This window comes from Roseibium aestuarii (assembly GCF_008477545.1).
Lineage (GTDB): Bacteria > Pseudomonadota > Alphaproteobacteria > Rhizobiales > Stappiaceae > Roseibium > Roseibium aestuarii.
The window spans coordinates 1199812-1223398 of record NZ_VORA01000001.1; the positions used below are offsets into that span (position 1 = coordinate 1199812).

A 23587-nucleotide genomic window follows, 5' to 3' on the forward strand; every position below is an offset into this window, starting at 1 on the left:
GCCCGCAGCGGACCTTCGGCGGTATGCCGTCTGCTAAGGTGCAGCTAACCTAAAGCTTCCATTGAAAGGCTATAATTTTCGCCCTAGAATCTGCTTTGATTATTTGACCCGAGATCATTCTATGACTTCAAATTTTTCACGTTTTTTAGAACGGCTGCACGAAGAGCAGCCAAATCGCTCCCAAGATCGCCGAACGCCATTTCAGAGGGACCGTGCGCGCATAATGCATTCGGCGGCTTTCCGGCGACTCCAAGGCAAGACACAGGTGATGGGTATTGGTGAGGGTGATTTCCATAGAACTCGCCTGACCCATTCGATCGAAGTATCCCAGATTGGCTATGGCTTACTGGAAGTTCTAGACTTCAAGAAAGCCACCTTTCACAAGCAGGCTCAAGATTGGCTGCCAGCGCGCGATCTGATTGAAGCGGCCTGCCTTGCTCACGATCTTGGGCATCCTCCTTTCGGCCATAAAGGCGAGCAAGCGCTACACAAAGCCATGCTCCGACATGGCGGCTTTGAAGGGAATGGGCAAACCCTTCGCATTCTGACAAAGCTTGAGAAATACAAGGAGCGAGGAAAAGGCCTTTATCCGACACGCCGCCTGATTCTAGCAGTATTAAAATATCCGCGTTCGATGGATACCTTCGACCTCAATAACTATGCAAAGAAACCGCCGAAGTCGTTCCATCAAGACGAATTAGGTGTTGTGAAGTGGGCAATGGATGGATTTGAACCTTCCGATCAAAAGCGGTTAATAGAATCAGCCGATGGAAAAACTGCCCATCATAGCCTTGATTGTAGCATTCTCGAACTCGCGGACGACATTGCATATGGAATTCATGACATCGAGGATATCGTTGCACGGGGTTTGGCGACTGCAAGCGAGGTCGAAACAGAGATAGTCAAAGCCTTCAATAAAATAGATAGCGCCTCCTTGGATGGATTCGACGCGGATCTAGTCTGCAAAGGTCTACTTGGAAAAAGCTTTGACAGAAAGCAGATGATTTCCAGTCTAGTGAATCTTTTTATAACAAGCGTGGCGATTACTACGGACAATTCATACGAACACCCGCTTTTAAAGTTCAACGCAGCTCTGCCAGAACCTCATGCGAGGCTGTTGGAAGCCTTCAAGGGGCTAGCCTACGAACTCGTAATCCGTAAGGCAAAGGTACAGCAGCTCGAGCGTCGCGGTCAGATGGTCGTGGAACGTCTGTTTGATACTTTGCTCTCAGATCCCAAAAGCCTTATTCCACAGTCATCTTGGGAAGATGGTTGTCGGGAAAGTTCTGATGCGCGTCGAGTATGTGATTACGTTGCTGGCATGACGGACAGCTACGCGGAACGTCTCTACAAGCGCCTGTTCCACCCAGGCTTTGGTAGTAGCAGCGACGAATTGTGATCGTGGTTGACTGGATGAAGAAGGCACGGGGCATGGCCCAAACCGGCCACTCGAACTTGCCGCAGCGAACGACCGTTCCCCGCCCGCTATAGACCCCCGCACATCGTGCAACCAACGGCAGCTCTACAGTTGGGTCGAAATCTGCGAGCGACCATCTTGTGGCTCTACAGTTTGGCGCGAAGGCAGACTGTGGGGATTGGGCGGCGAGGGGAGGCGACGTGGGCGCCAGAATTTCTGCCAAGCGACCTTGCGCTCCAGCCGAGTGACGCGGCAGGCGCTTGCGCATGGCTGTCCCCGCAAGGGGAAGATCATCGGTGATGAGGAGGAAAGTGGGGGAAGGTGTGATGGTCGGGCAGGCCGGATTTGAACCGACGACCCCTTGACCCCCAGTCAAGTGCGCTACCAGGCTGCGCTACTGCCCGAACTGAGGCTTACCTATATGGTTCGATTGCGCTTTGCAAGCCGGTTCATGCCCCTTGATCCACAGATCGATTGCTCTGCGGCGCGGTGGCGGGAGGGGGCGTGGCGCGGGACCCGCGCGCAACTCTGGTGCCGAGCCGCCGTGCCTCCAGCCGGTCCGCGCCGATCAGCCCCCAGGCCAGCCCGTAGAGCATGTAGACATGCCGCCAGTGGTCCGTGTCGATGATGGCCTGCAGGAACATGTGGGCCACCAGAACCGCGAAGACGCAGTGGACGAAGGGCGTCCAGGGCCGGGCCTTGAAGAGCAGGGGCACCAGCCGCGACAGGGTCCAGCCGATGAAGACGATATAGACCGTGCCGCCCAGCCATCCGTAGGTGGTGAAACCCTTCAGATAGACATTGTGCTCGTCTTCCGGGAAATACTTGTTGAATTCCAGGGCCCCGAGCCCGAGCGGGCGCTCCATCACCATGCCGAAGCCGAGCGAATAGCGGGCGAAGCGCCCGAGCCGCGAGCCGTCATAATCCTGCACCAGCTTGGCGCGCTGCTGGAACATGTCGGAGACGCTGTCGATGGAGAGCGCCACGGCGATCAGCGCAACCACGGCGAAGGCCCCGGCGATCCCCAGCCAGATCAGCCGCAGGCGCCGCGCCGGATGCTGCTCGGTGATCAGCGCCAGCACATAGACGACGAGCGAGGCGGCCACCAGCACGCCCCAGGCCCCGCGCGAAAAGCTCAGGAAGATGCCGAGCACCAGGATCGCCAGCATGGGCAGCAGCTTGAGACAGGCGCTCAGCGGCTGGTCGAGCAGGCGCTGGATCAGGATCACGGTCGGCAGGGCCAGGAAGGGGCCGAAGACGTTCGGGTCCTCGAAGGTGCCGCGCGCCCGGTCATAGCGGGTGAAGAATTCCGCGCCGGGAAAGGCATGGAAATAGCCGAGGATGCCGGTGAGGGCCACGATCACCGAACAGGCGAGATAGCCCTTCTCGATCATCCGGTAGCGCTCGGGCCGCTCGGCCAGCACGGCGGCATAGAACATGGCCGTCACGGCCAGGAAGACGGAGACGGCGATATAGGTGAAGGCGCCCATGAAGTCGCGGGCCAGCGGCACCCCGGCAATCCCCCCGGCGCAATAGAGCAGCAGGCAGATCACCAGCGGCCCGAACTCTCGCCGCAGCTTCAGGCCGAACAGCAGCCAGACCACGCTGAGGCCGGCGAGATAGAGCTCGTAAGGGGCCGGTTCGCGGATCACGAAGCCGGAGAGGAAGGCCGCGAGCCACAAGGCACCATCGCCGATGCGGCTGGCGGTCAGAACCGGCGGCATCGGCGACAGGTCACGTGCAGGGCTTGGGGCGGCCGGCGCGCTCAATAGGCATTCTCCGTATTGAGGAGGCGCAGCGGCGTCAGGGCGAGGATCTTGAGATCGAAGAGGATCGACCAGTTCTCGATGTAATAGACATCGAACTCCACGCGCTTGCGGATCTTCTCCGGCGTGTCGACTTCACCGCGCCAGCCGTTGATCTGGGCCCAGCCGGTCACGCCGGGCTTCACCTTGTGGCGGGCGAAATAGCCGTCGACCACATTGTCCCAGGTGGTGTTGTCCGTATGGGCATTGACCGCATGGGGGCGGGGGCCGACGAGCGAGAGGGAGCCGGCCAGCACGTTGAAGAGCTGGGGCAGTTCGTCGATGGAGCTCTTGCGGATGAAGCGTCCGACCGGGGTCACGCGCGGGTCGCCCTTGGTCACGGCCTTGGCGGCGGTGGGGTCGAGCTGATCGGTGAACATGGAGCGGAACTTCAGCACCTCCACGATCTCGTTGTTGAAGCCGTAGCGCTTCTGGCGGAACAGGATCGGGCCCTTGCTGGTCGCCTTCACCGCAATCGCCGCCCCGATCATGACCGGGGAAAGGGCGATGAGAGCACCGAGCGAGAAGAGGATGTCGAAGGCGCGCTTGGCCACCATGTCCCAGTCGGCAATCGGCTTCTCCAGCACGTCGACGAAGGGCACGGTGCCGATGAAGGAGGTGCCGCGATCACGGAACCGCACCTTGTCCGTGTGGGCCGACAGGCGGATGTCCACCGGCAGCACCCACAGCTTCTGCAAGAGCTCCAGCACGCGCTTTTCGGCGCGCAGCGGAATGCAGACGATCAGCATGTCGATGCGGGCGAGGCGGGCAAATTCCACCAGGGCGGCGATGTTGCCGAGCTTGGGATAGCCGGCCACCACCGGCGGCGAGCGGTCATTGGCCCGGTCGTCGAAGATGCCGCAGATGCGGATGTCGTTGTCGGGCTGGCCTTCAAGCTCGTGGATCAGCTCGGCCGCAGCCGTGCCGCCGCCCACGATGATGGCCCGGCGCTCCAGCCGTCCGATCTTCATCCAGTGCCGCACCCGGCGGTAGATGGCGAGACGGAAGCAGATCAGGCTTCCAAGCCCCACCGCATACCATGCGCCGAGCCAGGGCTCGGACAGGCCCTGACCCAGACCGGTCAGGCTGCGCAGCAGGAAGAACATGGCAAAGACCAGGGTCCAGCCGGCGGTCACCCGCCCGAGCTGCGACATGCCCCGCCGCATGACCGAGACCTGATAGGCATCGGCTGCCTGGAAGAAGGCGAGGGAGAAGATCATGGCAACGACAATGGCGACCAGATGGGCCGCACTCGTGTCGAAGGCTCCGGAGGCGCCGGCCGCATCGCCACGCGCCAGCCAGCTGTCCTGCAGGTTGAGCATGCCGACGAGGGCCGCACTGCCGCAGATCAGGATCTGGTCGATGAGCCGCACGGAGCCGCTGAGCACGGGAACCGAAATCCCGTTGTCCGAGAGCCTTCCGGCGATGTCGAGCGCCTCGGGGCTCAGGTGCGTGCGCGGGCTGCCCGGACGGGCCGTGGCCGGGTCACGTGCCCCGTCTCCCACCATGCCGATGGGGCCGTAGACGTTGGAGGATCCGGAGATCTCCTGGCTGCGGCGCAGGCTTCGGGTCAACCGCTGTCCGAGGTTCGCCTGAAGCGGCGTGCCCGGCGCAACAGATGGCTCGCTCGGGTCGCTTGCCTCCGCCGGACGGTTTTCGGGGAGATTGGCAGGGGTGATCATGAGGGATTGCTCGTGCGGGCGTAGGCAGAACCATGGCGAACGGACGCAGGTGCGGCCTGATCCACCGTCTCGTCCTGGGGGGATTCGCCCCGCGCCAGACGATACAGGGTCGTGATCCGGTCTGCCATCAGCTCCACGGAGAAGGTTTCCGCCAGACACTGGCGCAGCCGCACGGCCGCCTCCTGCATGGCCGCGGGCGTGTCCAGCGCCGTGCGCATGGCCCGGGTCAGGTGATCCACGTTCCCCGGTTCGATGAGCCGCAGAGCGTGACGCCCGAAGACCTCCGGCACGCCGCCGACGCGGGTGGCGATCAGCGGGCGTTCGGCCGCCACGGTTTCAAGCACGATATAGGGCATGGCCTCGGCGCGCGAGGGCACCACAACGAAGCGCCCGTTGGCGAAGGCCTCGCGGGCGGGCACGGCACCGAGGAAGGTGACCGTGTCGGTGAGCCCGTAGTCCTCCACCATCTGCCGGTATTTCGGCTCGTCCGGACCTTCGCCGGCGATGAAGGCGGTCGGCCGCCGGCCGGTCTGAAGCTCCAGATTGTGCAGGGCGTCGATGAAGAGATCCGGACCCTTCAGGTCGCGCAGCATGCCGATGAAGAGGAAGTCCGCCGCATCGGAAGCCGGTTCGACCGGCGAGAACTCGGACGGCTGCAATCCGTTGTAGACCACCCGGGTCGGGCAGGTCGGCCGGGAAACCTTGGTCTCGAAGGCGGCATATTCATAGTCGGACACGAAGATCAGCCCGTCGGTCATGCGCAGAAGCAGGCGCTCCAGGGCATGATAGACGCGGCCTTCCAGCCGGTTCGGATCATAATGGAGGCTGCCGCCGTGCGGGCAGTAGATTCGCTCGACCTTTTGACCCTGAAGCCGAAGCACAGTGCCGATGAACCGGGAATAGGCGCCGCCCTTGGCCCCGTGGCCATGCAGGACGTCGGGCTTCAGATCGCGGACATGGCGGTAGAGATCGCGGGTGGCGGCAAGATCCTGCAGCGAGAGCTGTCGACGCATGGGAAAGCGCGCCACGCCGAGGGAAAGGTGAGGGCGCAGGCTGTCGACGATGGCATTGTCATAGTCGCTGCCGCTGCTGCTGTCGCAGATCAGGCCGACATCGTGTCCAGCCGCTGCCTGGCTGAGCGCGAGGTCCTTGATATGCCTGAAGATCCCGCCAATTGGCGAGCGCACGCAGTGGACGATCCGCAACGGATCCTTGGTCATGGTGCAGGCTCCCTGTTGGGGCTCCGGATCGTCTGCGCGGTCCGTGAACCCGATGAGCTGCACCCTACAGACGCCCGGTGAGTCTGCGGTTAATTCCTGTCACTTTTCAGAAGTAGCGTTCCCGGACGTAAATCGTGTCGCCGGGGCGGATCGGGTCCGAAATGGGCACACGTCCGTTTAGGATTTCCCCATTGACCTGACGGGTCAGATCCACGTCCTGCTGCTGGGCGCGGGCGCTGAAACCGCCGGCGGTCGCGATCGCGTTCTGGGCGGTCATGCCGGCCACGTAAGAATACTGGCCCGGGTTTTGCACCTCGCCCATGATGAAGAAGGGACGATAGGTCGCCACCTCCACGGAGACGTCCGGATCGCGCAGGTAGCCCTGCTTCAGTTTGCGGGAAATCTCGGCTGCCAGCTCCATCTGGGTCTTGCCCCGGGCTGCCACGGCACCGATCAGCGGGAAGGAAATATATCCTGCCTGATCAACCACATAGTTATTGGAGAGCGTGTCCTGACCGAAGACGATCACACGCACCTGGTCGCTGGAATCCAGCCGGTAAGGCTGTGTCAGCGTCTCGTGAAAGGCAGCCGGCGGCTGGCGATAGCCGCTACAGGCGGCCAGCACCAGGACCAGAAGGCCCAGCAGGATCCAGCGAAGGGGCATTGTCTACTCCACCTACAAGTGCGGGCATCTTGCGTATTCATGGTTAATGTCAGGTGAAGGGCCGCAAAAGCTGACGTAAGGCACGCCAGAAATGCGACCGTAAAAATTAACAAGGCCGGAAGCGCGGAATTCCGCGGCTTAACCCATCGCTTACCCTAGTTCGGCATAGTTGCCGCCAGAAAGCTGGAGAGTGTTGATGCCGGGTTATCGCGAAGCCACCCCACATGCGGATATGGCGCTGGATCTGAAGGGGCTGTTGGGTGCCATCGGCCGCTCCCTGCGCTGGCTGCTGCCGCTGGTGCTGATCGTGGCCGCCACGGTCTTTGTCCTGCTCACCCTGTCTCCGAAGAAATATCTGGGCTCTGCCCGGGTGCTCATCGAGAGCACGAGCTACGGTCTGCCCGGTGGCGGACGTGGTGCGGAAGAAGAGCGCGCGCTGCTCGATGAGCAGGGTGTGGCCAGCCAGGTCCAGCTTCTGATGTCCGCCGATCTGGCGCGCCGCGTCGTCACCCGTCTTGATCTGGGGAGCCTTGCTGAGTTCGAGGCCGAGGGCGACAAGGGGCTCGCCGACCGTCTCCTGTCTCTGGCCGGTCTGGGGCAGGGGAGCGATGGCGCTGCCGCGCCTGCCGACGAACTGGTGCTGCGCGCCTATTTCAAGCGGATCAATGTCTACCGGCTGGAAGGCTCCCGCGTGATCGCGGTCGAGTTCACCTCTCAGGATCCCCAGCTCGCCGCCCGCGTGGCCAACACCATCGTCGATGAATATCTGGCCCTGCAGGCCGGTGCCAAGCGCGAGACCACGGAAGTCGCGACCCTCTCCCTGCAGCCGCAGATCGTTGCCCTGCGCGACGAGGTGCAGGCTGCCCGCAAGGCGGTCGCCGAATTCCGCTCCAGCGCCGACCTGCTTCTGGGCTCCGGCAACCAGACCCTGTTGCAGCAGCAGCTGGTCGAGCTCGGCACCTCCTACAATAATGCCCTCGCCAGCCGCGATGAGGCTCAGGCGAAGGCCAGCCAAGTGCGCGGCCTGATCTCGTCCGGCGGCGCGCTGGAAACCGCCTCTGACGTTCTGAACTCCCAGCTCATCCAGCGTCTGCGCGAGCGGCAGGCCGAGCTCCAGGCCAATGTGTCCGAACTCTCGATCACGCTCCTGCCGAACCACCCGCAGCTGAAGGCGCTCCAGTCCCAGCTGAACGACTATGACCGTCTCATCCGTCGCGAGGCGGAAAAGGTGCTGGCCGGGCTGGAGAGCGATGCCCGTGTCGCACAGCAGCAGGCCGAGGCGCTCGGTGCCCGCCTGGAAGACCTCAAGCAGCAGGTCACCCGCTCCAATGCGGATCAGGTGCGTCTTGATGAACTGGAGCGGGAAGCCGCTGCGAAGGAGCGCCAGCTCGACATTCTGGTCGCCAGCTACCGGGAGGCCGACACGCGCCTGAAGTCACAGGTGCTGCCGGCGGATGCGCGGATCATTTCCCGCGCCATCGTGCCCATCGAGCCCTATGCACCCAAGATCATCCCCTCGACCATTCTTGCCGCCGTCGCGACATTTGTCTTCGGCTGTGCGCTGGTGGTCGGCTGGGCCTTCCTGACGGGAGCCGCCCTTTATCCGGTGACCTATGGCGCGGCGCGGGACCCGCGTGATGACCGCGCTAAAGACGAGACAATCGCTCACGAGAAAAACGAAGACGAGAAGAGCGAGCCGGAGACAATCGTCGACGAGCCCGCGACTGCGCCCGAGGTGATGAGCGCAGGCCGTCGCGGCAGTGTCCTTGCGCAAGTGCAGAGCTTCGAGCCTCTGCCTGCGCGGCAGGGCGACGAAGAGCCCGTGGTCGAGAACGAAGCGGCGCAGGCGGAAGCTGTCGATGACGTGCCGGCCCCTGCGATCGTTGCCCCCAGGAAGCGCAGCTGGCTGGCCGAGGTGTCTGCCGGTCCTTCCGGAGAGGCGGACAGCGTGGTCGAGGAAGCCGATTTCGAGCAGCCCGTCACAGCGTCACCCCAGGGGCAATATGCCTTCAGCCCGGCCATGGCCCGTCATCTGGCCACCATGTCGCGGACGGTTCGCACCGAAAGTGACAGTGAGGCCGAAACGAACGCCGAAGCGCCTCTCGAGGCCGCGCACCAGGAGCAGCACGCTTCCGAGGAGCCTGTGGCCGCAGTGCCGCAGGCCGATCCGGCGGAGGACGCCGAGGCTGACGAACTGCGCCTCTCCACACTGGATGCCGGCGCCGACGATGACGACGCGGCTGACGCAACCGAGATTGCTGCTTCCGAAATCGAAACTGAGGCCGACGACGCGCCGGTCGAGGACACCCATGCGCCGGAACTCTTCCAGCAGCTTGACGGCATGATCGTCGTGCTCACCGTCGACAATCCGGACCTCTCCCACAAATGCGCCTTCCATCTGGCGCGTGCCGCTGCCGATCGCGGTTACACGGCGCTACTGATGGAGGCTTTCCCCGAGCTTGAGGCGCCCCAGTCGGCGCGTGGCTTCTCCGATCTGGTCAGTGGCGAAGCGACCTTTGCCAAGGTGATCTACGGCGATGCCGGGTCGTCGGCGCATCTGATCGAGGCGGGCACCCGCGCCATCCCCGATGAGGTGGCGCGTCAGCCGCGCTTCGCCCAGACCCTTGAGGTCATCTCGAGCATGTATGAAACGGTGGTGATCGATCTCGGCGCCATCGACGGCTCGCTGGCCAGCGTGCAGATCCTGCGCAAGGCCGAGCGGGTGCTGCTCATGGCGGAAGACGCAGGGCTCGGCATCGAGCTGGAAGAAGCGGCTCGCCTGCTGCGCAAGAACAGCCGGGCGCAGGTGGAGGTCTTCACGGAAGGAGATCTGCCTTCGGCCCTGACCCGAGGGGCAGGTCACGCCGCCTGAGTCGCAAGAGAACTGCACAAGGCCGATCCGAAGGCTCGCCATTCGGATCCGGCGGGACGCTCAGTCCTGCGAGGCGGCAGGGGCTGCGTGCCGGGCCTTCCAGTTGCGCGCCTTGCGCACCAGCGCCCAGAGCAGCGGTGTGCTGCGGATGAAGGTCTTGGTCCGCGACACCATCAGCAGGGCGCCAAGGGCGATCTGGCCGCGCCGGGTGACCGGCAGGAACAGGTCGTGAAGCGGCTGCGGCGTGCTCCAGCCATGCTTGTAGCGCTCGTCCCCTAGCCCCAGATCCAGAGTGGCATAGCGGCCCGCGCCGATCACCTGTGACAGCATCTCCTTGAGCAGGACGACCCCCGGGCTGCGCGCCGTCAGATCGTCATGGGCGATGCTGTTGGTGTAGCCCACAAGGGTGCGGTCATGCTGGGCGCAGAGATAGGTCGCTCGCACGGCACCGGCCGCCTCCAGACACCACAGGGACAGAAGCGGCGCCTGCTGCGCCTTCGGTTCCGGCCCGTCGACGCCCGTCGCTGCCTGGGCGGTCAGCCGGCGCAGGAAGGCCTTGCCGGCCTCGCTTCCGAAGGCGTTGGGAATGCCCGTCAGATCCGCCCGGGCCTGTCGCTGGGTCTGGAATACCTCCAGAGCCGCGGTGACTTCCTGCGAGGTTTGGGCCTCGAAGACCCGGAACGCTCCGGCTTCCTGAAGTGCCTTTTCCTTGCGCTGCAGGGTCTTGCGCGAGGACTTGGAAAAGGCGTCGCGATAGAGCGTGTCGAAATCGCGGTCGAGCGCGGCGCGGAACACCGGGTTCATGCTGGCAAGCCGGGTCGTGCCGGGCAAGGCCAGCGGGCATCCGTCGAAAGCCTCGGGCGTGTTGGCCAGATGCAGTAGGTCGACGCCCGCAGCCTTCAGGGCAGGGCGCAGGGCCCGGGCAATCTCCGCGCTCAGGGCTTGCGGATCGGCCATGCTCAGAAAGGCCCGGTCCCAGACACCTACATTCTGGTTTGCATTCGGCTGGCCAAGAAACTGCGCCACCATCGCGCCACGGCTGCGGCGCAGGCCCAGAGGCAGCAGCAGGACAGTGCGGTCGCCCTGACGCAGCGAGAGGAAGAGTGGCACCGTCTCACTTTTTTTTCCCAATGTTTCCAACCAGCTTTCAATCCAGCCGGGAGTCTGGTAGGCGAAGTCAACTGAGGGGTGCGGTCCGCCGCTTCCTTCGCGCAGAAGCCTGTAGGTCTCCGCATAGGCGGCAAGGTCGGGAAGCTGCACGACAGCAAGGCCCGGTGTCGCCGCAGCTTGCGGGAGATCGACGGTGGAAGGGGCCTTTGGGGAGGAATGGCCGGCCGGATCCGTTGCATAGGTGACGGTGAGGGATGCGGGGACGGACATGGCAATATTTTTCCGTGAGAAAAGATCTTGATCGCGATTATTGGCAATAAGTCTTAAGGAAATGATGTTCGGATTGATGGGAATTGCTGCGGGAGCCGACCGGTCGGTCGAAGGAAACATGACATCGCGCCAGAGGGTCTACAGGCAAACCCTTCAAGTTCTTGAAGGCACCGGTCTCAGCCGCGCGGTCGCGCCGCTGACGCAGGGCATTGGTGCCGTCTTCATGCTGCACCGGGTGCTGCCTGCCTCGTCCGCCGCCTTCCAGCCGAACCGCCATCTCGAAGTCACACCGGAATTCCTGCGCGCGACCGTCGAGCGGATCCGCCACAACGGCTACAAGATCATTTCGCTGGGCGAAGCGGTCGATCTGCTGAAGATGGGCTACGGGCTCGACAATGAAGGCACACGCTATGCGGTCCTGACCTTCGACGACGGTTTCCGCGACAATCACGACATTGCCTATCCGATCCTGAAGGAACTCGGCGTTCCCTTCACGATCTTCCTGACCTCCGGCTTCCTCGACCGCACGTCCCAGGTGTGGTGGGTGGCTCTGGAGCGTCTGATCGCCACTCGCTCCCTTCTTGATCTCTCCGGGCTGCCGGGGGCGCCCGAGTCGACGCTCTCCTGTCGGTCGGACGAGGAAAAGTGCGTTGCCTTCAAGCGGGCCGTGCGGTGGCTCACCTGCGATCTGCGGGAAGAGGCGCAGCGGGAGGCGATCATCGTCCTGGCCGAGCGCCATGGCCTTGATCTCGGTGCACTTGCCGACGAACTCATGATGACCTGGGACGATGCGCGGCGGCTGGCGGAAGACCCGCTGGTGACCCTCGGGGCGCATACCCACGACCACTACGCCCTGGCGCGTCTCTCGCCCGATGAGGCTGCGGCCGATATCCAGCGCGGCATAGCCCGCATGGAAGAAGAGCTCGGGCGCCGGCCGAAATATTTCGCCTATCCCTATGGCTTCGAGGCGGCCGCAGGGCCGCGCGACGGGGAGATTGCCGAGGCGATCGGGTTCCGCGCCTGTCTCACCACCCAGCCCGGCGTGCTGCGCGCCACCCATGCGCGCAACCTCATGCTGTTGCCGAGGGTGTCCCTCAACGGGCATTTCCAGGACGAGTTCATGGTCGATCAGTATCTGACCGGCATGCCCTTCGTGCTTTATGACGCGGCCAAGTGGGCGGCGTCCGGCTTCGGGCTCAAGCCCCGGATTTCCCGCCTCTTTCCATCCACCAGATGATGGCGCCCGCCGGCACCACCCAGATCAGCCCCGCCACTGCATAATAGAGGATCCGGCCCAGCATCGGCGTCGTCTGCAGGCTCATGTCTCCGATCACCATGGCGAAGAAGGCATAGATAATGACGAAGAGCACCAGGGCGATCATGCCGATGAACTTGCGGAACGAAGGAACCATCGCAGTGTCCTGAGAGTGAGGGAGCCGGGCCGGGTCTGGCGGGCCGGTGCGGCGGGATGCCGCTTGTCGGCGCTTTAAAGCATCTATATTCCCTGACGCAAAGATCAATTGCGGGAAATCAAATGCGCGCAACGCCTTCTTCCGTTCAGCCTTCGACGCCGCAGCCAGCCGTTCCTGCGCAGATCGCGCGCAACCGGCGGGCCATCCGCTGGTGGCTCTATGGCATCTGTCTTCTGGTGCTTGCCATGGTGGTCGTGGGCGGGGCAACCCGTCTGACCGAATCCGGCCTGTCCATCACCGAGTGGAAGCCGATCCACGGCGCCATTCCGCCGCTGTCGGTGGCCGAATGGGAAGAGGAATTCGCCAAGTACCGCCAGATCCCGCAATACGAGATCCTCAACAAAGGCATGTCCCTGGAGGAGTTCAAGACCATCTTCTGGTGGGAGTGGGGCCATCGCCTGCTCGGACGGGTGATCGGTCTGGCCTTCTTCGTGCCGCTGGTGATCTTCTGGGCCAAGGGCATGATCGAGCCCTGGCTTAAGCCCCGCCTTGTGCTGGGCCTCGTCCTCGGTGGCCTGCAGGGCGCGCTCGGCTGGTACATGGTCGCCTCCGGTCTCGTGGACCGCATCGACGTCAGCCAGTATCGGCTCGCCGCCCATCTGACCCTCGCCTGCGTCATCTTCGCCTGGCTGTTCTGGATCGCCCGCCGCCTTGCACCCCGGCGGTTGCCGACGTCAGAAGAGGTCCGCAGGCTCATGCCGGTCGGAAACCTGTTCCTGGCGCTGGTGCTCTTGCAGATCTTCCTGGGCGGACTGGTGGCCGGGCTCAATGCCGGCTTCACCTTCAACACCTGGCCGCTCATCGACGGGCAGATCATCCCGAAGGGGCTCTTCGTGATGGATCCGCTCTGGGTCAACCTCTTCGAGAACGTGATGACGGTGCAGTTCCAGCATCGCATGACCGCCTATGTGCTGGTGATCGTCGCCGTGCTCCTGTGGCTGCGCACCCGCTCCGCGAGCCGCGACAAGGTGCTTCTCATGCCCGCCCGACACATTCTGGGCTTCGTGGTCCTGCAGGTTGTCTTCGGCATCGGCACGCTGGTGATGCAGGTGCCGCTTCATCTGGCGCTCTGGCATCAGGCCTTTGCCGTCATCGTGCTGGGTGCGGCCATCGACTATCTGGCCGCCCTCAAGGGGGAATATCCCGCCCGCTGATCCCACACCCTGAGATGGGAGAGGCGGATGATGCCGATCGATCCGCCGCTCCGCCCCATCAAGATCGCAAGGAACCCGCCATGACCGCTCCCCATCTCGTGCCTGAGGATGCCGCCGAACGCCGGGCGGTGAAGCCGGTGATCTGCTATCCGGTGGATGCGCTGCCCGGCGCCGACCTGCCGCTTTATCGCGCGGCCCGCGAAGGGGCGCAGAAGATCGCGGAGACGGTGGTGCCGCCCCGCGACGCCGCGACGATCGAGGTTCCCGCCGGCTGCTTCCTGCGCATGTCCAGCGTCGAGGGGTCCCAGGTCGGCGACCTCAATCTCTTCAACGCGGCCGATCTTTCCGAGCGCTTCTACTCCGGCAAGACCCGCGCCCTGCACGGTACCCACGTGACAACCGGCAACCGGCTGTGGTCGTCGTTCCCGACCCTGCGCCCCATGGCGACCATCGTCGAGGACACCCTGGAATGGTATGGCAAGGACGAGTTCGGCGGCTCGGTGCATGACGTCATCGGCACCCGCTGCGACCCCTATACGGGGCAGGTGCTGAAGGGCGTGGACTATCACCACTGCTGCCATTCCAATCTGACCCGGGCGCTGGCCGAGGCCCGCAACCTGCCGCTCTGGGAGGCGGAGATCCACGTCCATGACGTGCTCAACGTCTTCATGTGCACGGGCTTCACCCGCGACACGGGACAATATTTCATGAAGGCAAGCCCGGTGCGCCCGGGCGACTTCCTCGAGCTCTTTGCCGAGATCGACCTGCTGGCGGTGCTGAGCGCCTGTCCCGGCGGCGATTGCAGCGCAGAGCACACTTCCGACACCGCCGCCTGCCACCCGCTGCTGATGGAGGTCTTCCGCCCGCAGGCGCAGGCGCTGGAAGGCTGGAGCTCGCCGCCCGTCAATGCCTATGATCGCAGCCACGGCCTCTGAGTTGGGCGGCACGCGATTGCGGGGCAGGGTGCCCTGAAATGGGCAGGGATGGCCCAAGATATCCTCTTGACGTCACAAACTTCCTCTATAGAAGTCGCTCACCTGAAATTCGTTTCGGATCGGCGCCCCTTGTGCGGGCAGCCGGGCCCTCGGGACAGGCCGCAACCGGCCGTCGGACTTTGAAAGGCTCCGCCAGATGGAAACGCCCTATTACCTCATCGACAAGTCGCGCCTGAAGGCCAACATGGAGAAGATCGCGTGGCTGCGCGAACACTCCGGGGCCAAGTCGCTGCTTGCGCTCAAGTGCTTCGCCACCTGGTCGGTCTTCGACCTGATGAGCCAGTACATGGATGGCACCACCTCCTCGTCTCTCTATGAGGTCAAGCTCGGCTTCGAGAAGTTCGGCGGGGAGACCCATGCCTATTCCGTGGCCTATGCGGACAACGAAATCGACGAGGTTCTCGCCAACTGCGACAAGATCCTCTTCAACTCCATCGGCCAGCTGACCCGTTTCGACAACAAGTCTGCGGGCAAGGTGCGGGGTCTGCGCGTCAATCCGGGCGTTTCCACCTCGTCCTTTGACCTGGCCGACCCGGCCCGTCCCTTCTCCCGTCTCGGCGAACATGACCCGGCGCTCATCGAGGGCGTGCTGGACAAGATTTCCGGCTTCATGTTCCACAACAACTGCGAGAACGCGAGCTTCGAACGTTTCGACGAGATGCTGACCCTGATCGAGGCGAAGTTCGGCCATCTGATCGATCGCATGGACTGGATCTCGCTGGGTGGCGGCATCCACTTCACCGGCGAGGGCTATCCGCTGGAGAAGCTGGCCGCGCGCCTGAAGCAGTTTGCCGAGAGCCATGGCGTCCAGGTCTATCTGGAGCCGGGCGAGGCTGCGATCACCGGGGCCGCGACCCTGGAGGTCACCGTGCTCGACACGCTCAACAACGGCAAGGATCTCGCCATCGTCGACAGCTCCATCGAAGCGCACATGCTCGATCTGCTGATCTACCGCGAGAGCGCCAAGGTCAAGCCGAACACCGGTCCGCACAAGGTCATGGTCTGCGGCAAGAGCTGCCTGGCCGGCGACATCTTCGGCGAATTCTCCTTCGAGCAGCCGGTGAAGCCCGGCGACCGCCTGTCCCTGCAGGACGCGGCCGGTTACACCATGGTGAAGAAGAACTGGTTCAATGGCGTGAAGATGCCGGCCATCGCCATCCGCGAGGAGGACGGCACCATCCGCCCCGTTCGCGCGTTCGGCTACGAGGATTTCGTCTCCAGCCTGAGCTGAGACGGTCACCGCTCCACCGGCCGCACTGACGGCACGAGAGTTCCACCGCAATTCCGGGCCCGCCGTCTGACCCCGGCGGGCTCAAGACGTTCGGGAATTGCACCTGTTTCCTGCGGGGTGTGCGAGGCATAGGAAGCCCGGACCCGCACCAAACGGAGGGTTGTCTTTCCATGAAGAAGAATGTGCTCATCATCGGCGCTGGCGGTGTTGCCCGCGTGGTGGCTCACAAATGCGCCCAGAACAACGATGTTCTCGGCGAGATCCATATTGCCTCGCGCACCAGGTCCAAGTGCGAGGAGATCGTCGCCTCCGTGCACGACATGGGCAACATGAAGCAGGACGGCGTGCTGGAAGCCCATGCGCTCGATGCCATGGACGTGGCCGCAACCGTCGCGCTGATCCGCAAGACCGGCTGCCAGATCGTCATCAACGTCGGCACCGCCTTCCTCAACATGTCGGTGCTGAGCGCCTGCATCGAGGCCGGCGTCGCCTATATCGACACCGCGATCCACGAAGAGCCGAACAAGATCTGCGAGACCCCGCCCTGGTACGGCAATTACGAGTGGCCGCGCAAGGACGAGTGCGCCAGGGCTGGCGTCACCGCCATTCTGGGCGCGGGCTTCGACCCGGGCGTCGTCAACGCCTTTGCGCGCCTCGCCAAGGACGATTATGTCGACACGATCACCGACATCGACATCGTCGACATCAACGCCGGCAACCACGGCAAGTATTTCTCCACCAACTTCGACCCGGAAATCAATTTCCGCGAGTTCACCGGCACGGTCTATTCCTGGCAGGACAGCCAGTGGAAAGAGAACGCCATGTTCGAGGTCGGGCAGGAGTTCGATCTTCCGGTCGTCGGCAAGCAGAAGGCCTACATGTCCGGCCATGACGAGGTCCACTCGCTGGCCAAGAACATGGGTTCGCCCAACGTTCGCTTCTGGATGGGCTTCGGCGATCACTACATCAACGTCTTCACCGTTCTGAAGAACCTCGGTCTCCTGTCGGAGCAGCCGGTCAAGACGGCCGAAGGCCTGGAAGTTGTGCCGCTGAAGGTGGTCAAGGCCGTGCTGCCGGATCCCTCGTCGCTGGCCCCGAACTATACGGGCAAGACCTGCATCGGCGACTTCGTGAAGGGCACCAAGGACGGCAAGCCGGCCGAGGTCTTCATTTACAACGTGGCCGACCACAAGGAAGCCTACGAAGAAGTGGGCTCGCAAGGGATCTCCTACACAGCTGGCGTGCCGCCGGTCGCCGCCGCCATGCTGGTGGCCTCGGGCGAGTGGGACGTGAAGACCATGGTCAACGTGGAAGAACTGGCTCCCAAGCCCTTCCTGCACATCCTCAACCAGATCGGCCTGCCGACCTGCATCCGGGATGAGAACGGCGACCGTCCGCTCGACTTCTCCTGACCGGCGCGCGGCATGCCCGCGTTTCGATCGACCATGAGCTAGACCCCGCATATCTCTGGATATGCGGGGTTTTTTCGTTTGAAACTCTTCCGGAATGCGGGCCGTGACACGAGGCGGCGGGAAAATGCGGGCACGGGCTGCGGCTTTTGAAAAATCGTGGGTGGCCTCGGAAAGCTCTTGTGGCCGGGCGTGAAAACGGTTATCAACCCGACCATCGACTTTTGCTTTGCCGAACTTTGTTGCCCGTGGCTTCGGCCGCGTTCTGAACGATCTTCCCTATCAACGTCGAGAACTCCCGTCCGCGAGGGTCACCCCGAACCGGGCATCCGCACATGATCGATTGAAAGGAAATCGTTATGGCTACTGGTACCGTCAAGTTCTTCAATTCCACCAAGGGTTATGGCTTCATTCAGCCGGACGATGGCGCACAGGACGTGTTCGTTCACATCTCCGCCGTTGAGCGCTCTGGCATGACCACCCTGAACGAAGGCGACAAGGTCTCCTTCGAAGTCGTCAAGGACCGTCGTTCCGGCAAGTCCGCCGCCGACAACCTGCAGGCTCTCTAATAGAGATCCTCGCGACGGCCTCAGGCTTACGGTCCGAGGCTGGCGCGATACGACACGAACATCGAAAAGGCCGGGCATCTGCCCGGCCTTTTTGCATTCAGGGGCCTTTTCCCATGCAGGGGGAGCCGCGGTTCAGCTCCGGCGCCTTCCGTCCTCAGCGCCAGCCGAGCGCCGGCGCCACATGGGTCAGGATCGCCTCCAGCACATGGGCGTTGTAGTCCACGCCGAGCTGGTTCGGGATGGTGAGCAGCAGCGTGTCGGCTTCCGCAATCGCCTCGTCCGCCTTCAGATCCTCGATGAGCTGGTCCGGCTCGGCCGCATAGGTGCGCCCGAAGATCGAGCGGGTGTCGTGGATGAAGCCGATGCTGTCCTCGTCCTTTGACCTGCCGAAATAGAGCGCGTCCTGTTCATTCACGATGGCGAAGATCGAGCGGGACACGGAGACCCGCGGCTTGCGCTTGTGGCCCGCCTCCGCCCAGGCCTGCCGATAGGCGCGGATCTGGCGGGCCTGCTGCACGTGGAAGGGCTCTCCCGTCTCGTCGTCCTTCAGGGTGGAGCTCTGCAGGTTCATGCCGAGGGCCGCCGCCCATCGCGCCGTGGCATCGGAGCCCGATCCCCACCAGATGCGCTCGCGCAGGCCCTCCGAATGGGGCTCAAGACGCAGCAGGCCGGGCGGGTTGGGGAACATCGGCCGCGGGTTCGGGCGCGCAAAGCCCGTGCCCTCCAGCAGGCCGAGCAGCACTTCCGCATGGTGGCGCCCCATCTCCGCATCGCTCTCGCCGGGTTGCGGCGCATAGCCGAAGTGGCGCCAGCCGTCGATCACTTGCTCGGGCGAACCGCGCGACAGGCCGAGCTGCAGCCGGCCGCCGGAGATCAGATCCGCAGCGCCCGCATTCTCCACCATGTAGAACGGGTTTTCGTAGCGCATGTCGATGACGCCGGTGCCGATCTCGATCCTGCGCGTGCGGGCACCCACGGCCGCCAGAAGCGGGAAGGGCGAGGCAAGCTGGCGGGCAAAGTGATGCACCCGGAAATAGGCCCCGTCCAGCCCCAGCTCTTCGGCTGCCACCGCCAGATCGATGGACTGCAGCAGCACGTCCTGCGCGGAGCGTGCCCCCGACCGGGGCGAGGGGTCCCAATGACCGAAGGAAAGAAAACCGAGCTTTTTCATGGGTCTGCCTGAGAGATCTCGAAGAATGGCCGAGGCCCTCCCTCCTCAACGCATCACGATCCAATGAGATGCCACGCCCGGCGGCGAAAGTCAGCTGAACTCTTGTCGGACTGCGCCGGGGCGTGTCGGATGGGGAAATGGTCTGATGGGGGACATAACCGGATGGGGGCATGGCCTGAGGGGGGCATGGCCTGATTAGCTGCTCCGGCAGGGAAGTCAGGCAGTCACTCGCCGCCCCCATTCGCACAGCCTACCGTCCTCACACCCCACCCGGTCCGCATCCGCCATCCCGTGGCTTGACCATGGGATCCATGCCGTGAGCTTTCGGTCATGTAAAAACCCGCCGATGTTGCCACCGGCGGGTCTTGCGTCTCAGGTCTTTGCAGGGACGGGGGCCCTTACCCCAGGTTCAGTTCCTTGAAGAAGTCGTTGCCCTTGTCGTCGACGACGATGAAGGCCGGGAAGTCTTCGACTTCGATCTTCCACACGGCTTCCATGCCGAGTTCTTCATATTCGACCACTTCCACCGACTTGATGCAGTCCTGGGCCAGGCGTGCAGCCGGGCCGCCGATGGAGCCGAGGTAGAAGCCGCCATGGGCCTGGCAGGCGCGGCGCACGGCGGCCGAGCGGTTGCCCTTGGCCAGCATGACCATGGAGCCGCCGGCGGCCTGGAACTGGTCCACATAGGCATCCATGCGCCCGGCCGTGGTCGGGCCGAAGGAGCCGGACGGCATGCCTTCCGGGGTCTTGGCCGGGCCGGCGTAATAGACCGGATGGTTCTTGATGTAGTCGGGCAGGGGCTCGCCCGCTTCGAGGCGATCGCGCAGCTTGGAATGGGCGAGGTCGCGCGCCACGATCAGCGGACCGGAGAGCGACAGGCGCGTCTTGATCGGATGCTTTGTCAGCTCGGCCAGGATCTCCGGCATGGGCCGCGTCAGGTCGATCTTCACCACGTCATCGGAGAGATGCTCGTCGGTGATCTCCGGCATGTATTTCTCCGGATGCATCTCCAGCTGCTCCAGATAGATGCCGTCCTTGGTGATCTTGCCGGTGGCCTGACGGTCGGCCGAGCAGGACACGCCGAGACCGATCGGCAGGGAGGCGCCGTGGCGCGGCAGGCGGATGACGCGCACGTCATGGCAGAAATACTTGCCGCCGAACTGTGCGCCCACACCCGAGGCCTGGGTCAGCTTGTGGATCTCGGCTTCCATCTCCAGGTCGCGGAAGGCGTGACCCAGCTCGGAGCCTTGGGTCGGCAGATTGTCGAGATAGCGCGCGGACGCCAGCTTCACGGTCTTCAGGTTCATTTCCGCCGAAGGGCCGCCGATGACGATGGCCAGGTGATAGGGCGGGCAGGCCGCGGTGCCCAGCGTCAGGATCTTTTCCTTCAGGAAGTCGATCATCCGATCGTGGGTCAGAAGGGACGGAGTGCCCTGGAACAGGAAGGTCTTGTTGGCCGAGCCGCCGCCCTTGGCCATGAAGAGGAACTTGTAGGCGTCGTCGCCTTCCGCATAAAGCTCGATCTGCGCGGGCATGTTGTTGGAGGTGTTCTTCTCCTCGAACATGGAGATCGGCGCCAGCTGGGAATAGCGCAGGTTCTTCTTGAAATAGGCGTCGCGGGCGCCTTCACCGAGGGCTGCCTCATCGGACCCGTCGGTCCAGACCCGGCGGCCCTTCTTGCCCATGACGATGGCCGTGCCGGTGTCCTGGCACATGGGCAGCACGCCGTGGGCGGCGATGTTGGCGTTCTTCAGCAGGTCGAAGGCAACAAACTTGTCGTTCGGAGTCGCTTCCGGATCATCGAGGATCTTCTTCAGCTGTTCCAGATGGCCCGGACGCAGGAAGTGGTTGATGTCCTTGAAGGCTTCCTCGGCCAGCAGGCGCAGGCCCTCGCGCTCCACCATCAGGATCTCCTCGCCGTTGAACTCGGCGGTCTTGACGTAATCCGAAGTGAGCTTGCGATAGGGCGTGGTGTCTGCGGAGAGCGGGAACATCGCGCTGTGCTGATAGGCGGGAGGCGTCACGGGAGCGTTCATCGGGCGTGCTCGTCTGTCTGGCGTTGCGGGTCCGGACATTGTGTCACCAGCGCGCGGGAAGACGCGCGGCCGCCGGACCTTCTTGGAACTGTTTCGCAGCTTATGTAAGCGAAAACGGCCGGAAGTGCTATGCACCACCGGCCGTGACTAATCGTTTAAGTCCCGAAAAAAGAACGACTAGCGGGAGGCGGTCAGGTCAAGCGAAACGGTCACCGCATCGCTCAGGGTCGGCGGGGTGACGCTTGCGCCCATGTCGAAGGCCGAGCGGCTCAGTTCGGCCGTTCCCACCGCATGGGCCGTGTCGCCCTCGATGTGCAGGGTGAAGACGAGGGTCACAGGCTGGGCGATGCCCTTGATGCTGACCGTGCCTTCGGCCTGATAGCGATCGTCGCCGAGCGCGGTCACGGCGCTGGTCTCGAAGGTGGCGACACTCAGGGTGTTCGCATTGAAATAGTCGGGCTGGGCCAGCATGTCGTCATACTGACGGTTGCCGGTCGCAACGCTCAGGGTGTCGATGCGGGCGGAGATCTTCGCGGCACCCGGGTTGGCCGGATCGAAGTCGATGTCGGCCTCGAAGGCCTGGAACTGGCCCTTCACCGCGCCGTCGGCCTGACCGACCTCGAAGCCGAGCGTGCTCTTGGCCGGATCCACCGTCCAGCTGTCGGCCAGCACGGCGGTGGTGAGGAAAGGGAGCGCGGCAAGGGAGAGAAGAAGCGTCTTCATGGATCGTGGTTCCTTCAGGGCCCGGAGCGGAGAGGGGCGGAGTATCCGTCGGGCGGTCGGGAGAGGGGCCGAGGGGGGAGGTCGGGTCTCTCCGGTTTGTGCATTCGGGATCTGGTGCTTGCGACGCGCGAAGTCCAGACCGGTCCGGTTCAAATGTCGGCGCGGGCGGGCGCGGTGGAGACCATGCGGCGCAGGGTGTCGTCGCGCGCAATGAAGTGATGCTTCAGGGCAGCGGCAGCATGGGCCGCGACCAGGGCCAGAAGCGTCCAGGCGGCGATCTCGTGCACTTGCTTGAGCAGGGCTTCCGCAGTGGCCTTGTCGCCCAGGGCAGCAGGAACCGGCAGATGGGGCACCTGGAACAGGCCGAAGACATAGGTCGGAATGCCCCAGGGCGAGGCGGAAACCATCAGCCAGCCGCTGAAGGGCAGCAGCAGGATCAGCCCGTAGAGACCGGCGTGGCCGAGATGGGCCGCAAGGCGCTCGACCGGTGCCATTCCCTCGGGCAGCTTCGGCGAGGGGTTCACAAAACGCCAGGCAAGACGCAGCACTGCAAGGGTCAGCACCACCAGGCCGATGGATTTGTGCAGCTGATAGAGCGGGTAAAGGCTCGGGTCGGACTGGTCGAGGCTGGTCATGTAGAGACCGAAGGCGACCATGCCGAGCATCAGGATGGCCATCGTCCAGTGAAAGGCGATGGCGACGAGACCGTAGCCGGTCGTGGTGTTCCGCAGCATGGTCGGATCCTCTCGGGAAGAGTTCTCTGCCGCCGATCCTCGCTCCGCGGGGAGGAGCAGGGACCGGCGGCCGATGAACTGTGAGGCCGGGATTAGTCGGCCTTCAGGCTTTCGGCGTGGAAGGTGACGGTCACGTCGTCGCCGACATACGGGACGTAGAGGTCCATGCCATAGTCGGAGCGCTTGATGACGCCGGTCACGGCAAAGCCTGCGGCCTGCTTCTTGGCCATCGGGTGTTCGCCGAAGGTGGTCACGGTCACATCGAGGACGGCCGGCTTGGTGATGTCCTTGATGGTCAGGTCGCCGGTCACCTTCAGGGTGTTGTCGCCGGTCTTTTCAACGGACGTGCTCTTGAAGGTTGCCTTCGGGAACTTCTCCACGTCGAAGAAATCGGCGGAGAGGAAGTGCTTGTCACGGTCTGCGAAGAACGTGTCGAGGGAAGCAACATCGATGGTGAATTCGATGGAGGAGGCTTCCGGCGCATCGGCGTCGATCAGCAGGGTGCCTTCCCAGTCACCGAAACGGCCTTCGGTGGTGGAGAAGCCCAGGTGGTTGTAGGAGAAGGACAGGTTGGCGTGGGACTTGTCGAAGTCATAGGCCACCGGTTCGGCAAAGGCGGTTGCGCTCAGGAGGGTGAGCGCCAGGGCGGAGGTCGCAAGACGGATCATGTTTCTAACCTTGAAATTCGAGTGGGCTCGGGCTCGGGAGAGCGCGACACCGAAACACATAGCGAATTTCGAAAACTAAACAATTTGACGAACTGTCAATCCACCGTGAACGATCCCCGGTTTGAAAGCCGCGAAACGGCTTTCCATGAGCGTTCTCGGGCAAAAGAGCGAGCGGCCAGAGGTCCAGCCTCTGCAATCTTGTGGAGGGATCACGTCTGGATGACGCATTCGTGAGTGGATCAATTGACAGAGGTACCCCGCGGAAACGGGAGAATCCGAAGTGTTCTGTTCTGCGTTTGTTAAATGAGTCCCTGCTAGTTTCCCCTCGAATGTTTTGACAGGTGGAAAAGGGCGCAAGATGAGCGGAAGTTCCCGGTTTGGAGAT

19 protein-coding genes and 1 tRNA gene are annotated in these 23587 nt (G+C 63.4%); 8 read left to right on the forward strand and 12 right to left on the reverse strand.

Annotated features, from left to right (window positions below):
• Positions 1-121 precede the first annotated feature (121 nt).
• Positions 122-1399, forward strand: a complete 1278-nt coding sequence (locus FR728_RS05195) for an anti-phage deoxyguanosine triphosphatase (RefSeq protein ID WP_149891541.1) — start codon at positions 122-124, stop codon at positions 1397-1399.
• A 345-nt stretch (positions 1400-1744) separates the two neighbouring features.
• On the opposite strand, the gene FR728_RS05200 is transcribed toward FR728_RS05195, so the two are convergent.
• From FR728_RS05200 to FR728_RS05220, 5 genes are all read right to left on the reverse strand, one after another.
• Positions 1745-1821, reverse strand: a tRNA-Pro gene (locus FR728_RS05200).
• A 45-nt stretch (positions 1822-1866) separates the two neighbouring features.
• Positions 1867-3186 carry an O-antigen ligase family protein gene (locus tag FR728_RS05205; protein ID WP_208998660.1) on the reverse strand — a complete coding sequence of 440 codons (1320 nt, stop codon included), beginning with the start codon at positions 3184-3186 and terminating at the stop codon, positions 1867-1869.
• Positions 3183-4904: an undecaprenyl-phosphate glucose phosphotransferase gene (locus FR728_RS05210; protein WP_377174863.1), complete on the reverse strand. Its 1722-nt coding sequence runs from the start codon at positions 4902-4904 to the stop codon at positions 3183-3185. Before FR728_RS05210 ends, FR728_RS05205 begins: the two co-directional genes overlap by 4 nt.
• Positions 4901-6124 carry a glycosyltransferase gene (locus tag FR728_RS05215; RefSeq protein WP_149891542.1) on the reverse strand — a complete coding sequence of 408 codons (1224 nt, stop codon included), beginning with the start codon at positions 6122-6124 and terminating at the stop codon, positions 4901-4903. The genes FR728_RS05210 and FR728_RS05215 overlap by 4 nt, the downstream gene beginning before the upstream one ends.
• A gap of 106 nt (positions 6125-6230) precedes the next feature.
• The gene (locus tag FR728_RS05220; RefSeq protein WP_149891543.1) at positions 6231-6788 is read right to left on the reverse strand and encodes a polysaccharide biosynthesis/export family protein; all 558 of its coding nucleotides are present in this window, start codon (positions 6786-6788) and stop codon (positions 6231-6233) included.
• Between the two features lie 196 nt (positions 6789-6984).
• On the opposite strand from FR728_RS05220, the gene FR728_RS05225 reads away from it, so the two are divergent.
• Positions 6985-9660 carry an exopolysaccharide transport family protein gene (locus FR728_RS05225; RefSeq protein ID WP_149891544.1) on the forward strand — a complete coding sequence of 892 codons (2676 nt, stop codon included), beginning with the start codon at positions 6985-6987 and terminating at the stop codon, positions 9658-9660.
• Positions 9661-9720: 60 nt separating this feature from the next.
• Here the strand turns inward: FR728_RS05225 and FR728_RS05230 are convergent, their stop codons facing one another.
• Positions 9721-11040, reverse strand: a complete 1320-nt coding sequence (locus FR728_RS05230) for a GNAT family N-acetyltransferase (protein WP_188318799.1) — start codon at positions 11038-11040, stop codon at positions 9721-9723.
• Between the two features lie 118 nt (positions 11041-11158).
• Between FR728_RS05230 and FR728_RS05235 the strand changes: the two genes are divergently transcribed.
• Complete coding sequence (locus FR728_RS05235; protein WP_149891546.1) at positions 11159-12277, forward strand: polysaccharide deacetylase family protein; 1119 nt, start codon at positions 11159-11161, stop codon at positions 12275-12277.
• Here the strand turns inward: FR728_RS05235 and FR728_RS05240 are convergent.
• The gene (locus FR728_RS05240; RefSeq protein WP_149891547.1) at positions 12237-12452 is read right to left on the reverse strand and encodes a DUF2842 domain-containing protein; all 216 of its coding nucleotides are present in this window, start codon (positions 12450-12452) and stop codon (positions 12237-12239) included. The genes FR728_RS05235 and FR728_RS05240 overlap by 41 nt on opposite strands.
• Positions 12453-12574: 122 nt before the next feature.
• On the opposite strand from FR728_RS05240, the gene FR728_RS05245 reads away from it, so the two are divergent.
• The 5 genes from FR728_RS05245 (at position 12575) to FR728_RS05265 (ending at position 17870) form a co-directional block, all read left to right on the forward strand.
• Positions 12575-13666 (forward strand): COX15/CtaA family protein, encoded by a 1092-nt coding sequence (locus FR728_RS05245; protein ID WP_149891548.1) that lies wholly within the window; start codon positions 12575-12577, stop codon positions 13664-13666.
• Positions 13667-13746: 80 nt separating this feature from the next.
• A complete protein-coding gene (locus FR728_RS05250) occupies positions 13747-14601 on the forward strand; it encodes an urea carboxylase-associated family protein (RefSeq protein WP_149891549.1) in 855 nt (284 codons plus the stop codon).
• A 196-nt stretch (positions 14602-14797) separates the two neighbouring features.
• Positions 14798-15892, forward strand: a complete 1095-nt coding sequence (gene nspC, locus FR728_RS05255) for a carboxynorspermidine decarboxylase (RefSeq protein ID WP_149891550.1) — start codon at positions 14798-14800, stop codon at positions 15890-15892.
• A gap of 170 nt (positions 15893-16062) precedes the next feature.
• Positions 16063-17304: a saccharopine dehydrogenase family protein gene (locus FR728_RS05260; RefSeq protein WP_149891551.1), complete on the forward strand. Its 1242-nt coding sequence runs from the start codon at positions 16063-16065 to the stop codon at positions 17302-17304.
• Positions 17305-17660: 356 nt separating this feature from the next.
• Complete coding sequence (locus tag FR728_RS05265; RefSeq protein WP_149891552.1) at positions 17661-17870, forward strand: cold-shock protein; 210 nt, start codon at positions 17661-17663, stop codon at positions 17868-17870.
• 154 nt (positions 17871-18024) lie between these two features.
• Here FR728_RS05265 and FR728_RS05270 read toward each other — a convergent pair whose 3' ends face one another.
• The 5 genes from FR728_RS05270 to FR728_RS05290 form a co-directional block, all read right to left on the reverse strand.
• On the reverse strand, positions 18025-19041 hold the full coding sequence (locus FR728_RS05270; RefSeq protein ID WP_149891553.1) for an LLM class flavin-dependent oxidoreductase: 1017 nt from the start codon (positions 19039-19041) through the stop codon (positions 18025-18027).
• A gap of 398 nt (positions 19042-19439) precedes the next feature.
• Positions 19440-21077, reverse strand: coding sequence for a fumarate hydratase (locus FR728_RS05275; RefSeq protein ID WP_149891554.1), 1638 nt, complete (start codon positions 21075-21077; stop codon positions 19440-19442).
• 177 nt (positions 21078-21254) lie between these two features.
• Positions 21255-21800 carry a YceI family protein gene (locus FR728_RS05280; protein ID WP_149891555.1) on the reverse strand — a complete coding sequence of 182 codons (546 nt, stop codon included), beginning with the start codon at positions 21798-21800 and terminating at the stop codon, positions 21255-21257.
• A 149-nt stretch (positions 21801-21949) separates the two neighbouring features.
• On the reverse strand, positions 21950-22534 hold the full coding sequence (locus FR728_RS05285) for a cytochrome b (protein ID WP_149891556.1): 585 nt from the start codon (positions 22532-22534) through the stop codon (positions 21950-21952).
• 92 nt (positions 22535-22626) lie between these two features.
• Entirely contained in the window at positions 22627-23202 is a 576-nt protein-coding gene (locus FR728_RS05290) for a YceI family protein (RefSeq protein ID WP_149891557.1), read from the reverse strand.
• Positions 23203-23587 lie beyond the last annotated feature (385 nt).

Excerpts from the sequence above, each read along its gene's own strand:
- nspC (WP_149891550.1), top strand. The coding sequence starts at position 14,798 with ATGGAAACGCCCTATTACCTCATCGACAAGTCGCGCCTGAAGGCCAAC.
- FR728_RS05250 (WP_149891549.1), top strand. The coding sequence starts at position 13,747 with ATGACCGCTCCCCATCTCGTGCCTGAGGATGCCGCCGAACGCCGGGCG.
- FR728_RS05240 (WP_149891547.1), bottom strand. The coding sequence starts at position 12,452 with ATGGTTCCTTCGTTCCGCAAGTTCATCGGCATGATCGCCCTGGTGCTC.
- FR728_RS05245 (WP_149891548.1), top strand. The coding sequence starts at position 12,575 with ATGCGCGCAACGCCTTCTTCCGTTCAGCCTTCGACGCCGCAGCCAGCC.
- FR728_RS05260 (WP_149891551.1), top strand. The coding sequence starts at position 16,063 with ATGAAGAAGAATGTGCTCATCATCGGCGCTGGCGGTGTTGCCCGCGTG.
- FR728_RS05195 (WP_149891541.1), top strand. The coding sequence starts at position 122 with ATGACTTCAAATTTTTCACGTTTTTTAGAACGGCTGCACGAAGAGCAG.
- FR728_RS05215 (WP_149891542.1), bottom strand. The coding sequence starts at position 6,124 with ATGACCAAGGATCCGTTGCGGATCGTCCACTGCGTGCGCTCGCCAATT.
- FR728_RS05285 (WP_149891556.1), bottom strand. The coding sequence starts at position 22,534 with ATGCTGCGGAACACCACGACCGGCTACGGTCTCGTCGCCATCGCCTTT.
- FR728_RS05230 (WP_188318799.1), bottom strand. The coding sequence starts at position 11,040 with ATGTCCGTCCCCGCATCCCTCACCGTCACCTATGCAACGGATCCGGCC.
- FR728_RS05265 (WP_149891552.1), top strand. The coding sequence starts at position 17,661 with ATGGCTACTGGTACCGTCAAGTTCTTCAATTCCACCAAGGGTTATGGC.
- FR728_RS05235 (WP_149891546.1), top strand. The coding sequence starts at position 11,159 with ATGACATCGCGCCAGAGGGTCTACAGGCAAACCCTTCAAGTTCTTGAA.
- FR728_RS05220 (WP_149891543.1), bottom strand. The coding sequence starts at position 6,788 with ATGCCCCTTCGCTGGATCCTGCTGGGCCTTCTGGTCCTGGTGCTGGCC.
- FR728_RS05290 (WP_149891557.1), bottom strand. The coding sequence starts at position 23,202 with ATGATCCGTCTTGCGACCTCCGCCCTGGCGCTCACCCTCCTGAGCGCA.
- FR728_RS05225 (WP_149891544.1), top strand. The coding sequence starts at position 6,985 with ATGCCGGGTTATCGCGAAGCCACCCCACATGCGGATATGGCGCTGGAT.
- FR728_RS05270 (WP_149891553.1), bottom strand. The coding sequence starts at position 19,041 with ATGAAAAAGCTCGGTTTTCTTTCCTTCGGTCATTGGGACCCCTCGCCC.
- FR728_RS05280 (WP_149891555.1), bottom strand. The coding sequence starts at position 21,800 with ATGAAGACGCTTCTTCTCTCCCTTGCCGCGCTCCCTTTCCTCACCACC.
- FR728_RS05210 (WP_377174863.1), bottom strand. The coding sequence starts at position 4,904 with ATGATCACCCCTGCCAATCTCCCCGAAAACCGTCCGGCGGAGGCAAGC.
- FR728_RS05275 (WP_149891554.1), bottom strand. The coding sequence starts at position 21,077 with ATGAACGCTCCCGTGACGCCTCCCGCCTATCAGCACAGCGCGATGTTC.